The sequence below is a fragment of the Prevotella sp. S7 MS 2 genome (assembly GCF_000762865.1).
In the GTDB taxonomy this organism is placed as follows: domain Bacteria; phylum Bacteroidota; class Bacteroidia; order Bacteroidales; family Bacteroidaceae; genus Prevotella.
The window spans coordinates 1-14,231 of sequence record NZ_JRPT01000002.1 but is presented as its reverse complement, the minus strand read 5'-3'; the positions used below and the strand labels follow the sequence as shown (position 1 = coordinate 14,231).

Below are 14,231 nucleotides of genomic sequence, written 5' to 3'. Positions count from 1 at the left end.
TTAGATGACTACACAAAGGAATTTAGCTGGCTCTCCTCCCAATGCACGCATGCAGTGGGGACGACGTCCATCGAAGTAGATGGTATCGCCTTTTGACAGAACCAATTCTTTGTCGTCTATTGTTATTTCTAGTTGTCCTTCAATCACCGCGTCAAACTCTTGTCCGTTGTGGGTGTTCTTGTTATATTTCTTTCCGTCTGGTAACGGGTCTACCTGTGTCAAGAATGGGTCTACTTTACGGCCTCTGAAACCTCCGGCCAGACTCTGATATTTGTAGCTGTCGCCACGGTCTATCTCCGGTCCTTGGCCGTAACGAGTCAAGAAGTAGGTACTCATTCGCGGCTCTTCGCCGAAGAGCAACACGTCTAGGTCGATGCCATATCGTTTTGAAATCTTTGAAAGGCGATATACCGATGGGTCGGCTTCGCCGGCTTCAATCTTCAGATAGTGTTCCAAACTGATGTCGCATAGGTCTGCAACTTCCTCTGCTGGGATGTTCAGCACTTCGCGAAGGCCTCTCAGTCGTTGGCCGATTTGTTTGATTGATTCTTCCATTTTGTGGTTATTATGATTGATTTCAAGTCCAAAAGTACGAAACTTTTTCTTATTATACTGACGTGTGAAGGCGATTTTTTGGGCAGATTCTGAACATATCTAAAATTCTTGCGCACAACTATTTAGTGTGTGCAAGATTACACCTTATATTATATAGGGGTGTAAAAAAAGCATGTGAAAAACTCGTCTATATTTCTTTGGGTTTGCTGCAAGGGCATTTCAGCATTGCTGTTAAGCCCGTGCAGCATCACTGAAGAGGCTTTGCAGCAAGCTAAAAGAGCCTCTTTAGAAAAATAAGAGTGGGCGAGTTGATAAATGAACGAGTTGATAAGTGGGTGCAACGAACTATTTAAGTCCGGCTTTCAGACCCCTAATCACGGCACTGGTAAAGCCTGCGTGTTCCATTTCGTTGAGTCCGCGAATGGTCAAACCACCCGGTGTCGTCACCTTATCTATCTCTACTTCGGGGTGATTTCCGTTGGCTTGAAGTAGTTCTACCGCTCCTTTTACAGTCTGTAGCACGATGTCTTTGGCCACATCGGCCTTGAAACCTAGTTCTACGCCACCCTCAGAAGCAGCCCGGAAGTAGCGCATGGCATAAGCGATACCGCAACTGGCTAGTGTCGTTCCGGCTCCCAAGTGTTGTTCATCGGTGATGTAGGTTTGTCCCAAGTCGTCGAAAATCTGCTTGATGGTGGCTGTTTGACCATCGTCGGTGCCCACTGGGACGATGAAAGTCATGGATGCTCTCACGGCGATGGCGATGTTGGGAATCACTTGAAAGAGTGGGGGGACGATACCATTTTTATCCAACCATGCTTTTAGTTGGTTGGCATCGACGGCAGCAGCCATATTAATGACCATCTGTCGAGTGTAATCCATGAAAGGTTTTACCTCGTTAATAACATGTTCAACCAACCATGGTTTAACCACGAAGACTACTACATCGGCATCTACTACGGCTGCCTTGTTGTCTGTGGTGACGCTTGCGCCGAGTTCGGCAAAGCGGTCTAGCTTGTCGGAATGGGGATTGGCTACGGTCACATCCGCCGGTTTTACAATGTCGCTTTTGAGCAGTCCTTCGGCAAATGAGCCACCCATGGCACCTGCTCCGATAATACTTATTTTCATAGGTTTATTTTTATGGGAGGAATGGGATATTTTATGGGAGATAACAGAAGTAAGCGGGAGTTAATGGGAGATGGTTTATAGGAGTTATCAGGAGTTATCTGAAGTTAATAGGAGATAGCGGACATTTGTCCATATCTTATACTTTAAACATTTGTCTATTAACTCCTATTTACTCCCGTTTACTCCCACTATCTTCTATTAAACATCTCCCATTAACTTCAGATAACTCCTGATAACTCCTATAAAACTTCCCATTATCTCTTAAACTATATCTCTTCCAGTACAACTCTAAATCTTCTCATGAACTCATCTACCTCTTCTCTACTTAAACAGAGGGGAGGGAGAATGCGGAGAATGTTGGTTCCGGCACATCCGGTAAAGCAATGTTGCTCGTAGATGAGCTTATGACGCACCTCTTTATGAGGAATATCCATGACGACACCAATCATCAGGCCGCGTCCGCGAACCTCTATGATGTGGCTGTTTTCCTCTTTTAGCTTGTTCAGTTGGTCTATAAAATAGGTACCAACCGTGTTGGCATTTTCCACTAAGTGTTCTTGTTCGAATACATCGAGTACTGCCAAGGCTGCCGTACAAGCTAAATGGTTTCCGCCAAAGGTGGTGCCTAACTGTCCATAAACGGCTTCAAACTCTGGCGAGATGAGGATACCGGACATCGGAAAACCATTGCCAATGCCTTTGGCCATGCTGATAAGGTCGGGACGAATGCCCAACCATTGGTGGGCAAAGAATTTTCCTGAACGACCGTAACCGCATTGTATCTCGTCGCAGATGAGTACCGTACCGTATTTGCGACAAGCCGTTTGTAGACCTTGCGCGAATTCTGGAGTGACCATATTGACGCCTCCGACACCCTGAATACATTCCAAGATGCAGGCGCATACATCGCCTTTGGCCAGTTCGGATTCCCAAGCAGCGAGGTCATTCATTGGTAAGAAGGTTACGTTGTTGGTCTCGTTGACCGGCGCAACGTACTTAGGAATGTCGGTAACTTCTACTGCCAACGACGTACGACCGTGGAAAGCTCTGGTTACAGACAATATACGTTTGCGTCCATGATGGAACGATGCTAACTTCAGACAATTCTCGTTGGCCTCTGCCCCGGAGTTGACGAGGAAGAGACTATAGTCTTCGTAACCGGAAATCTTGCCCAGTCGCTCGGCTAATTCTACTTGTAGCTTGTTGATGACAGAATTGGAATAGAATCCTAATTCGTTGAGTTGTTGTGTTATCCGCTTTATATAATGCGGATGACAATGACCGATGCTGATGACGGCATGGCCACCATAAAGGTCTAGGTATTCTTGGTTTTGGTCGTCCCAGACCTTGCATCCCCGGCCTTTCACGATGTTTACATCGAATAGTGGATATACGTCGAATAGTTTCATGGGTGTGTATGTTGGGCCTCCCCCAACCCCCTCCCTAAAGGAGGGGGCTTTTGTAAGGAGGCGTTGTTTTATTTTTTCCTCTTTTTAGAAGGGCTGGGGGTGGGGCTAAAATGCACTAGCTTTTAATTTCAGTCCAGTGGTTTCGTCGATTCCAAACATGATGTTCATATTTTGGACAGCCTGTCCTACTGCACCCTTCAAGAGATTGTCGATGCAACAAGTGATGAGAAGTTTGTTGTCTATCTTATCGCAATGCACGAGTACCTTGTTGGTGTTGACCACCTCTTTCAGGTCGATGGCCTTGTCTACATAGTGGGTGAAGGCTGCGTCTTGGTAGAAATCTTTGTATGCTTTGATGATGGTGTCGATGTCGACGTCGGTTTTGATCACCTCAGTGGCAAAGATACCGCGGGCAAAATCACCGCGATAGGGAATGAAATCAATGTTTGCCTCCAGCTGGCCTTGGACTTGTTTCAGACTCTGTCGAATCTCCGGTACATGCTGATGTTTGAATGCTTTGTAGATACTCATGTTGTTGTTACGCCATGAGAAGTGCGTCGTTGCACCCGGTTTTTGTCCGGCTCCGGTGCTTCCAGTGATAGCATTCACAGCCACATCTTCCTTGATGATACCGAGTTTTGCAGCGGGGAGCAGTCCCAGTTGGATGCAAGTGGCGAAGCATCCGGGATTGGCTACGTGCTGGGCGTGGGCTATCTTCTCTTTATTGAGTTCGGGTAAGCCATACACAAAGTCATTGCCGAGAGCTTCTAAACGGAAGTCTTGTGCCAGATCTATAATCTTCACGTGGTCAGGAATAGTATGCTCTTTCAAGAAGGCCTCGCTCTTTCCGTGTCCAAAGCAGAAAAAAACGACGTCTACTTTGTCGAAAGACATTTCATCGGTAAACTTCATATCGGTCTCACCATACAAGCCTTCGTGAACATCGGTCAAAGGATTGCCGGCGTTACTCTCGCTGTTTGCAAATACGATTTCAGCTTCCGGGTGATTCAATAGCAGACGAATGAGTTCGCCACCTGTATATCCGGCTGCACCGAAGATTCCTACTTTAATCATTTGTTATAAGTTTATAAGTTGGTGAGTTTTTTAGTTTCTGAGTTGCTGGGTATTTATTTGCTATCAATAATCCCCTTATTCACTCGGCACGATAAGCCATAATATCAAATAAAGAATGACTCCGCTGAATGCGGTGAAGATGGTTAGCAGAGTGTAGAGAATGCGTGTGAGCGTCGGGTCGAAGTCGAAATACGCTGCAATACCACTACATACGCCAGCAACCATGCGGTCTTTAGGTCGATAAATTCTTTTTCCTGTTGACATTTGGTGATTTTTTAAGTTTCTAAGTTCTTGAGTCTTTGAGTTCTTAAGTTGACTAGTAAACGAGTTGACCAGTCTTTTCGAGTCTCTAAGTTCCTAAGTCTTTGAGTTCTTGAGTTGGCTAGTAAACAAGTTGACCAGTCTTTTTGAGCCTCTAAGTTCTTAAGTTTCTGAGTTCTTGAGTTGGCTAGTAAACAAGTTGACAGGTGGACTCCCCTCCTTGGGAGGGGATGGGGGAGGTTCTTACCTCTCCTCTCCCGGATGTGCCCCGTAGTATACTCGCAGCGGTGTAGAGCTTACCTTGATAAACCCTTTGGCCTCTTCGGCAGTCCATCCATGCTGCATCTCGCCATATTCTCCGAGCTTGGATTTCGTCAAATCGTCGTCACTATCTACACCAACAGTTTGGAAACCATAGGGGCGAAGTTTTAAGATGGCGGTACCGTTTACGTTGCGTTGTGAGCTGGTGAGCATCGCTTCGATATCTGGCATCACCGGTTCGAGATATTGACTCTCGTGCAAGAACATGCCATACCAATTGGCTACCTGTTCTTTCCAGTACTGTTGCCACTTGCTGAGCGTGCTCTTTTCCAACAATCTATGTGCTTCGATAATCAATTTTGGAGCAGCGGCTTCGAAGCCTACACGGCCTTTGATACCGATAATTGTGTCTCCAACGTTGCAGTCACGACCAATGGCGTAGGCTGCACCTATCTCTTCTATCTTTTGAATAGCGGCTATCTTGTCATCGAACAGTTCACCGTTGACTGCCACAATCTCACCTTTCTTAAATGTGATTTTGAGATCGGTTTCTTCATTACAAGTGACATGTTTCAAGTAAGCTTCTTCGGGTAATCCCTGTGTGGGGTCTAGTAATTCACCGCCACAGATACTAGTTCCCCAGATACCTACGTTGTAGCTGTATTTTAATTTGGTGAAGTCGGCCGAGAATCCATGTTCGTTTAAGTAGTCCACTTCCTCTTGACGACTCAACGCTTTGTCGCGTGTGAGGGTGATAATCTCAATTCCCGGAGCCATGACAAGGAAAGTCATGTCGAATCGAATTTGGTCGTTGCCGGCTCCGGTAGAACCATGGGCGATGGCATCAGCTCCAATTTCTTTTGCATAGCGGGCAATGGCGATGGCTTGGAAGATACGTTCTGATGATACGGATATGGGATAACAATTGTTTCTCATTACGTTTCCGAATATCATATACTTCAAACTTTTCTCGTAATACTCCTGTGTGACGTCGAGCGTAGCGTAGGCTACGGCACCTAATTTATAGGCGTTTGCCTCGTTGGTCTTGAGCTGTTCGGCACTAAAACCGCCGGTGTTAGCGCATGCGGCATATACATCCCACCCGTCTTGGGTGAGTTTCATTACGGTGTATGAGGTGTCAAGTCCGCCTGAGAAGGCTACTACGACTTTTTTCTTTCCCATATTCTATTTCCTTTCAATCATTATTCTTTGTATCCATTTTCTATCTTCATGACCCGCTCCATCACTTCTGCGGGAATCTTTGCGGGCAGCTGTTCCTCCGGATCGAAAAGCATGGCAGTGCAAATACAGTATTTACGGCCTGTTCGATGGAGCACATCTTTATTCACACATCCCTCACATCCGCGCCAAAAAGATTCGTCGTCGGTTAAATCACTGAATGTTACGGGATGATAACCTAATTGGGTGTTCATCTTCATCACGGCCGATCCGGATGTTAATGAGAATATTTTTGCGTGTGGCCAACGCTTGCGTGCCAACGTGAAAGTCATGTCTTTGATGCGTTTGGCCAGTCCTAGTCCGCGGTAATCGGGATGCACGATGAGGCCTGAAGTTGTCACATAGTGCTTGTTTCCCCATGTCTCGATATAGCTGAATCCGGCAAACTTATCGCCATCCAAGGCAATGACGGCCTTCGCCTCTTTCATTTTAGTAGCTAGATATTCGTGTGTACGCTTGGCAATACCGGTACCACGCACTTTTGCCGCTTCTTCAATAGTCTTTAAAATGGTGTCTACGTATATCTCGTGGGAGGGATCGGCCACTACCACTTGAATCTTGTCTTTCGGTCTCGAAACTGTAATGGGGGAGGCTGTTTCTGTAGTTTGGTCTTGTTCTTTCATCTTTTTGTTATTATCCCCATGAATGTATGGTGTTGAAAGATTTACATGGAAGTAATTGAATAAAGTTTCTTCAACACCGCTTGTTCGCTTACCCCTTCCTTTAATACTATAAATATGGTGTCGTCGCCGGCTATTGTTCCCAAGATTTCCGGTATGTCGTTCATGTCAATGTTGTACGCTATGCTGCTCGCATAGCCCGGTCTTGTCTTGATGACTCCCATGTTTCCAGAGAAGTTGGCCGATAGAAAGCCCGGTGTATTCATCATTTCCAGCACGCTCATAGGTTTATGTACGCGCTTGTACATCGTCTCGTTGGGCAATACATATACGTATTTACCGTTCATGCTGGCAGCCTTTGCCACTTTCAGTTGCTTCATGTCGCGACTCAATGTGGCTTGTGTCAATTTGAAACCTTCTTGTTGCAATGCTTTCAACACTTCCTCTTGGCTTCCTAATTCCTTGCTGGAAATGAGCATCTTGAGGGCGTCTATTCTGCTTCCTTTATCTTTCATGCTTTGTATTTTTATTCATTATACGGTTGCAAAAGTATGTGTTGTTGCATGAATAACCAAATATTTTTGTATAAAATTGCATATTTAGGTGATAAATTATGAGGTGTTGGTCTTTTTAGTGCATAAATATGCAACATGGGGGCTTGGTAAATTGAATAGTCAAAACTTCGGCTATTCGATAAAATAAGGATTACTTCACTGCTTTGGTCGCTTCTCTTAACCACGCTCTCTCATCGGTATTGAGTTCCGGTGCAAGTTCGTCGTAGACATACTGATGGTAGCTGTTGAGCCATGATCGTTCTTCGGGGGTAAGCAGAGATAGGTCGGCGGCACTCAAATCAATGGGGCATAAGGTCAAGGAATCCATCTGTAGGAAATGTCCCATGGCAGTGGTTTGATAGTCTTCTACGATGAGGGTGTTCTCAATACGGACACCGAACTTTCCGGCAAGGTAGATACCCGGTTCATCGGTGATGGTCATTCCGGCATGCAGGGGAGCTGGTTTGTATTCCTGTCGCACCTGATGAGGCCCCTCGTGAACACATAGATAGCTGCCCACGCCGTGTCCTGTGCCATGCATGAAGTTTAGTCCTTCGCGCCAAAGCGGTTGACGAGCTACGGCGTCGATGCGTGTGCCACTCGTTCCATCGGGGAATTTACAAAGCTCTAGTTGTATGTGTGCCTTCAGTACAAGGGTGTAGATATGGCGCTGTTCGTCGGTGATGGGGCCGAGTGGGATGGTGCGTGTGATGTCGGTCGTGCCGTCTAGATACTGTGCTCCGCTGTCTATGAGTATGAATCCGCAAGGTTTGAGTGGAATGTCGGTGGCTGTTGTAGGCTCGTAGTGTACGATGGCTCCATGGGCTTCGTAAGCTGATATGGTGGGGAATGACACCCCCTTGTAGAGTGCTTGCTCCGCCCTGAACTGCTCCAGTCGGTCGCTTACAGTTATTTCTGTTTGTCCACCGGCTTCCACGGCCGGTCGTAACCATCGTAGGAATTTCACCATGGCGATGCCGTCGCGCTTCATGGCTTGGCGAAAGCCGGCTATCTCAGTAGAATTCTTGATAGCTTTCAAGGCGGGGATGGGTGATGTTTCGCGTACGACAGCTTGACATTTGATAGCCTTGCTCAACGTGTAGTTTACTTCTGAAGGGTCTATGAGTATGTTGTATTCAAAATAGTGCGCCAATCCTTCTTTTACTTTTTCATAGGGAGCGACGTCTATATGCGCTGTTTGCAGATAGGCTTCTACTTCGGGTGATAGCTTTCGTGAGTCGACGAAGAGAGTGGCTGTTGTACTCGATATGAGTAAATAGCTCACGAAAAGTGGATTGCAAGGGATGTCGCTGCCACGTAAGTTGAGTGTCCAAGCTATGTCGTCGAGTGCGCAGACGAGTATGCCGTCGGCATGTTTTTCGCGTAGTGCCTGACGAATGCGCCGGAGTTTGGAGATTGTGTCTTCTCCCGCATATTTCAAAGGGTGCAGCATGATGGGGTTAAGTGGTATCTCCGGTCGGTCATTCCATATCTGTTGCAATGGGTCGAAGTTGGTGCGTACGGTGATACCACCGTGCTCTCTCATCTCAGCGATGAGTGTTTCTGCCTCCACGCTACTCTCTACCATGCCGTCGATACCTATTTCCGGTCCGTCAAGTTCGTGTAGTTCATGAGCCAACCATTCTGTGATAGACGGTGTTTCGGGCAGTCCCATTTTCATCAATTGGAATTCCGTTCCGCTTAATTGCTCGGCGGCAGCGAGGAAATAGCGCGAGTCGGTCCACAAGGCGGCACTATTCATAGTGACGACGGCTGTCCCGGCCGAGCCGTCAAAGCCCGTTATCCACTCTCTGCTTGCCCAATGGTAAGGTACTATCTCGCTCTGATGCGGGTCGGTACTAGGGAAGATGAATGCAGCGAGATGTTCACGTTTCAACTGTTCGCGCAGTAATTGGAGGCGTTCGGATATTGCGGTTTTCATGTCTACTTGTTTTGTTTAATGATAGACAAATTTAAGAAATAAAAGCGATACGGACAAAAGCAAATGTTGCAAATTGTCATATCTACATGACATATAGAATATTTAACGTGATTCTGCTTTCGTTTTTTAAGTTTAATAACACATTAATATGATAGCAAACTATGTTGTAAAAGCATTTTTTTGTAACTTTGCGGAAATCAAATGGTAGACTTACAACTTTTTTAAAATAACTAATAATTATGGAATTTTTAACAAACGAAAAGCTCGTTATCGTCGGTGCCGGCGGTATGATTGGTTCTAACATGGCTCAGACCGTACTTACATTGGGCCTGACTCCTAACCTTTGTCTCTATGATATTTTTGAGCCCGGACTTCACGGTGTGGCTGACGAAATCGCTCAGTGTGGCTTCCCTGGGGCAAACGTAACATGGACTACCAATCCCGAAGAGGCTTTCACAGGTGCTAAGTATATCATTTCTTCAGGTGGTGCTCCCCGTAAAGAGGGCATGACACGTGAGGACTTGCTCAAAGGTAACTGTAAGATTGCAGCTGAGTTCGGTGACTATATCAAGAAGTATTGCCCCGATGTAAAGCACGTTGTTGTTATCTTCAACCCCGCTGATGTTACAGCTTTGACAGCTCTTATCCACTCTGGTTTGAAGCCAAATCAATTGACTTCTCTCGCAGCTCTTGACTCTACTCGTCTTCAGCAAGCTTTGGCACTGGAGTTTGGTGTACAGCAAGACAAGGTAACCGGTGCACATACATACGGTGGTCACGGCGAGCAGATGGCAGTGTTTGCATCTCAAGTAAAGGTAGACGGCAAGCCTTTGGCTGATTGTGGTCTCTCTGCTGAGAAGTGGGAAGAAATCAAGCACAACACTGTACAGGGTGGTTCACGTATTATCAAGCTCCGTGGTCGCAGCTCATTCCAGAGCCCTGCTTACAACGCAGTGAAGATGATAGAGGCAGCTATGGGCGGTGAGAAGTTCACATTGCCAGCAGGTTGCTATGTAAACGACGATAAGCTCGGCTTCCACAATGTAATGATGGCTATGCCTACTACCATCGATGCTACCGGTGTACACTATGTATTGCCACAGGGTACAGAAGAGGAGATGGCTTCATTGAAGGCTTCTTACGACCATCTTTGCAAGATGCGCGATGAAATTGTAGGTCTCGAAATCGTTCCTGCAGTAGCTGATTGGGGTAAGGATAATCCTAACCTCTAAGGAGATAGATAACTTTGTAAGGCTTATCGGGTGGTTGCCCGGTAAGCCTTTTAAGTAATACCGATGGACATCACGCTCACATTTCAATATTATTACCGCCCGTTGTGCCTCTATGCCATACACTATTTGCATGACATTGATGCTGCCGAAGACGTGGTACAGGAATGTTTTGCCAAGTTGTGGGAAAGGAAGAAAGACCGGCCGGTGGACAATGTGAAGGCTTTTCTCTATACATCGGTGCGAAATATGTGTATCGATAATATTCGTAAGGCGAACCCGATAGACGGGAATGTGCTACCTTCTGATTTGGAAGGAACGCTGACCGACGGGGAAGCAGAGGAACGATCTTTTCATGAGGCAGAGTTGTGGACTGCCATAGATAAACTTCCTACGCGTTGCCGTGAGGTGTTCGTGATGAGTAAACGCGATAATATGAAGTACCGTGAGATAGCCTCTGAGTTGGGTATCTCGGAGAAAACGGTAGAACACCAAGTGAGCAAAGCCTTGAAAATATTGCGTGGCAAGGTGGAGTCCTTTTTCTATATGCTTGGTTTGTGTGCCTAATTGGGCATACTAAAATTCTAGTTTTATTTTGTTTTTGATTATATTTGCATCGTCATTAAGACTGGTGGTACTCACATGTACGATGAGAAACAAATCATAATCGACTTAAAGCAAGGCTCACCCATGCACTTCGCCTCGTCTATGAAGCTATATGCCAAGCGCCTTTATGCCTTCTGTATAGAATATGCCAAGTCGGTCAATGTACAGTATATCGGTGCTTGGAAGCGTGGTCCGTTGGTGTTTAAGCTCCAAGCTTTGGGTGCAGTGCTTGAAGCTATAGAAGCTTCTTACGGTGTGGATATTCGATTGGACGTGTCGTTGATGCTCACTGACCGCTTCACAGGAACCCTGCCGGTGGACGATTTGTCCTTAGCATTGCGTATCATAGGTGAGACTTATCATCTTCAATATCAGGTACAAGGTGATAAGGTTGTTATGATGCAGCAGAATAGATGACGGATGAGAATTGCGGATTATAGGATATGTGATTATAGATGAAATGAAATAAGCCGCTATATCCTATTTGTATTTCGATAATATTTTCTATTTTTGTAGGAAATAAACCTATCTATGCATAAATATATTGTGTTTTCACCTCGTAGTCGCGGTAGTTTTGTCGAGCGGCTGGGTGAACTCTATTTAGCTGTGGGCGACTATCTGGATATGGAAAAACTAGATGGTCGAAGTCTATGCTATTGCAAAATATTTCTGAGTGACATCTTGAATCAGCACGCACAGTTGCTGGATTCACCTTTATATATAGATCTATTGTCGGATAACAATTGTACCATTGTGGAGCAAGCACCGGCCGATGGCAGTAAAATCTCACTGTTGTTGATGACCGATGATCAAGCACCGGAGACACTTTTCCACGCTTTGCGACTGACAGATGAGGAAGTGTCGGGTCATAATGCTTACGAACAGACACGGCTCTTGTTTGAAAAATACATAGCCATAGCCGATTCTTTACACCTCACGATGAGCGAACATTTGGTGCGAACATGGATTTATGTAGCTGATATCGATAATGATTATGCCGACATCGTAAAGGCTCGTAACGACGTGTTTGCACAATATGGATTGACCACCGACACGCATTTTATTGCGAGTACAGGTATTGGAGGGGCAACAGCAGTGTGCCATGCTGCCGTGGGAATGGACTTCTTGACCTTCCCCCACATCGTAGAAAGCGATAAAAAGTATCTTCAAGCATTGGAATATCTAAATCCAACGCATGAATACGGGGTGGCTTTCGAGCGTGGAACGCGTATCACGACCGCCTTATCACAGCGTTGCTTTATATCGGGGACAGCCTCTATCGATAAAAAAGGGCAGATACTTTATCGTGGAGATGTGTTGCGTCAAACGGCTCGGTTGTTGGAGAATATCAGTATGTTGCTGAAAGATGGTGGAGCCCGTATGCAGCAGTTAGATTATCTAGTAGTCTATTTGCGTGACATATCAGACTATGTACCGGTGGAAGCTTTCCTCCGCCGACTCTATCCTGCTATCCCCCATGTTATCGTACATGCCAAGGTATGTCGGCCGGGGTGGCTCATAGAAATGGAAGGGGTATCCTCTTCTAGCTCTTTCAAAGAGAGATGAGTTGCCTTTTATCTATTAATCATATCATCTTAACCTATAATTCATTATCATTAATTCGAAGAAATGAACGCATCAAAGCAGTTATTACCTATTTTGACATTGGCGGCAACGAGTCCATTGACAACGATGGCACATACCGCACAGTATGAAACCAAACGTCCGAATATCATCCTTTTTATGGTAGATGATATGGGTTGGCAAGATACTTCCGTACCTTTTTGGACGCAGCGCACGCGTTATAATGACATTTATGAGACGCCGAATATGGAGCGATTGGCTGCACAAGGTATGCTATTCACGCAAGCCTATGCCACACCTATCAGTTCGCCGACCCGTTGTAGTTTGATGACCGGCTCAAATGCAGCTCGCCATCGTGTGACTAACTGGACTAAAGTAAAGGGAGTTTCGACCGATAGCAAGGACGAGACCGTGGCACCTCCCGATTGGAACGTAAACGGAATCAGTCAGGTTTCGGGTACAGATTATACTTATGTTGGCAAGTCGTTTGTGGAATTATTGCGCGAGAACGGTTATCATACCATTCATTGCGGTAAGGCACATTGGGGAGCAAGGAATACTCCGGGGGAGAATCCTAGTCATTGGGGATTTGAAGTGAATATTGCAGGTAATTCAATTGGCTCGCCGGCAACCTATTTGAGTGAAGAGAATTATGGCAATGAGAAAGATGGCAAGAAAGCATCTTGGCATGCTGTGCCAACTTTAGAAAAGTATTGGGGCAGTGGTACGTTCCTCACCGAGGCTTTGACACGTGAGGCTATAGGAGCTTTACAGAAGGCCAAGGAATACAACCAGCCATTCTATCTCTATATGGCTCATTATGCCGTCCATATCCCAATAGAAAAAGATGTGCGCTACTTCGATAAGTATAAGAAAAAAGGACTCTCTGATAAGGAAGCTGCTTATGCGTCTTTGGTAGAAGGTATGGATAAAAGTTTGGGCGACATTATGGATTGGGTGGAGAAGAACGATGAGGCCGACAACACCATTATTATATTTATGAGCGATAACGGTGGATATGCCACGGGGCTACAGTGGCGCGATGCTCCGCTTTATACCCAGAACGCTCCGCTTACTTGTGGGAAGGGTTCTATGTATGAAGGTGGAATCCGTGAACCTATGATAGTGAAATGGCCTCGCCGTGTCCAGCCCGGCACACGGTGTAACCAATATCTGATGATAGAAGATTTTTATCCTTCTATTCTTGAGATGGCGGGAGTGAAAGACTACAAGGTGCCTCAAGTAATTGATGGACGGAGTTTTGTACCCTTGCTGACTAAGCAGGGAGACCCATCTAAAAATAGAGCTTTGGTGTGGAATTATCCGAATGTTTGGGGCAATACCGGCCCCGGTATCAGTCTGAATTGTGCAATTAGAAAGGGAGATTGGAAATTAATTTATAATTATAAGACGGGTAAGAAAGAACTCTACAATATTCCGAAAGATATTAGTGAAAAGCATGATATGGCTGCTTCAAAGCCCCAACTCGTCAAGTCTTTGTCGGCAGAACTGGGTACTTCTCTGCGTAGTATGGGGGCTCAACGCCCTGTGTTTAAGCAGACTGGTAAGCCATGTCCATGGCCGGATGAGGAATAAGAAGGGTTATTCTAGACTTATATTCCTTTGTGGTAACATTTTAATAAAAACTTGATAAATATTCTGTATTTTTGGTTTTTATGGTTAATATTAGTTAATTACAATGGTTCGTATAGTTAAATATGAGCAATAAAGGCAAATAAGTTTTGTCTCTATCTAACTATTATGAG

General features: G+C 45.6%; 14 protein-coding genes. 5 read left to right on the top strand and 9 right to left on the bottom strand.

The window, feature by feature from the left end; genetic code table 11:
• From HMPREF0671_RS00680 to HMPREF0671_RS00645, 9 genes are all read right to left on the bottom strand, one after another.
• On the bottom strand, nt 1-555 hold the full coding sequence (locus HMPREF0671_RS00680) for a helix-turn-helix domain-containing protein (RefSeq protein ID WP_036896028.1): 555 nt from the start codon (nt 553-555) through the stop codon (nt 1-3).
• 345 nt (nt 556-900) lie between these two features.
• Nucleotides 901-1,686 (bottom strand): pyrroline-5-carboxylate reductase, encoded by a 786-nt coding sequence (locus HMPREF0671_RS00675; RefSeq protein WP_036896025.1) that lies wholly within the window; start codon nt 1,684-1,686, stop codon nt 901-903.
• A gap of 266 nt (nt 1,687-1,952) precedes the next feature.
• Nucleotides 1,953-3,095, bottom strand: coding sequence for an aspartate aminotransferase family protein (locus HMPREF0671_RS00670; RefSeq protein WP_036896023.1), 1,143 nt, complete (start codon nt 3,093-3,095; stop codon nt 1,953-1,955).
• Nucleotides 3,096-3,200: 105 nt separating this feature from the next.
• Nucleotides 3,201-4,169: an N-acetyl-gamma-glutamyl-phosphate reductase gene (gene argC, locus HMPREF0671_RS00665; protein ID WP_036896021.1), complete on the bottom strand. Its 969-nt coding sequence runs from the start codon at nt 4,167-4,169 to the stop codon at nt 3,201-3,203.
• A 75-nt stretch (nt 4,170-4,244) separates the two neighbouring features.
• Nucleotides 4,245-4,433, bottom strand: coding sequence for a PspC domain-containing protein (locus tag HMPREF0671_RS11840; RefSeq protein WP_082721757.1), 189 nt, complete (start codon nt 4,431-4,433; stop codon nt 4,245-4,247).
• 240 nt (nt 4,434-4,673) lie between these two features.
• On the bottom strand, nt 4,674-5,873 hold the full coding sequence (locus tag HMPREF0671_RS00660) for an argininosuccinate synthase (protein WP_036896019.1): 1,200 nt from the start codon (nt 5,871-5,873) through the stop codon (nt 4,674-4,676).
• 20 nt (nt 5,874-5,893) lie between these two features.
• Nucleotides 5,894-6,553, bottom strand: coding sequence for a GNAT family N-acetyltransferase (locus HMPREF0671_RS00655; protein WP_052052713.1), 660 nt, complete (start codon nt 6,551-6,553; stop codon nt 5,894-5,896).
• 41 nt (nt 6,554-6,594) lie between these two features.
• A complete protein-coding gene (locus tag HMPREF0671_RS00650; protein ID WP_036896017.1) occupies nt 6,595-7,065 on the bottom strand; it encodes an arginine repressor in 471 nt (156 codons plus the stop codon).
• Nucleotides 7,066-7,255: 190 nt separating this feature from the next.
• Nucleotides 7,256-9,046, bottom strand: coding sequence for an aminopeptidase P family protein (locus HMPREF0671_RS00645; protein WP_036896015.1), 1,791 nt, complete (start codon nt 9,044-9,046; stop codon nt 7,256-7,258).
• A 239-nt stretch (nt 9,047-9,285) separates the two neighbouring features.
• Between HMPREF0671_RS00645 and HMPREF0671_RS00640 the strand changes: the two genes are divergently transcribed.
• The 5 genes from HMPREF0671_RS00640 (at nt 9,286) to HMPREF0671_RS00620 (ending at nt 14,061) form a co-directional block, all read left to right on the top strand.
• Nucleotides 9,286-10,278 carry a malate dehydrogenase gene (locus tag HMPREF0671_RS00640; protein ID WP_036896013.1) on the top strand — a complete coding sequence of 331 codons (993 nt, stop codon included), beginning with the start codon at nt 9,286-9,288 and terminating at the stop codon, nt 10,276-10,278.
• Between the two features lie 63 nt (nt 10,279-10,341).
• Entirely contained in the window at nt 10,342-10,842 is a 501-nt protein-coding gene (locus tag HMPREF0671_RS00635) for an RNA polymerase sigma-70 factor (protein ID WP_036896011.1), read from the top strand.
• 75 nt (nt 10,843-10,917) lie between these two features.
• On the top strand, nt 10,918-11,298 hold the full coding sequence (locus HMPREF0671_RS00630; protein ID WP_036896010.1) for a FecR domain-containing protein: 381 nt from the start codon (nt 10,918-10,920) through the stop codon (nt 11,296-11,298).
• A 114-nt stretch (nt 11,299-11,412) separates the two neighbouring features.
• Nucleotides 11,413-12,447, top strand: a complete 1,035-nt coding sequence (locus HMPREF0671_RS00625) for a Rid family hydrolase (RefSeq protein WP_036896009.1) — start codon at nt 11,413-11,415, stop codon at nt 12,445-12,447.
• A gap of 63 nt (nt 12,448-12,510) precedes the next feature.
• Nucleotides 12,511-14,061, top strand: coding sequence for a sulfatase (locus HMPREF0671_RS00620; RefSeq protein ID WP_036896007.1), 1,551 nt, complete (start codon nt 12,511-12,513; stop codon nt 14,059-14,061).
• Nucleotides 14,062-14,231: the final 170 nt, after the last annotated feature.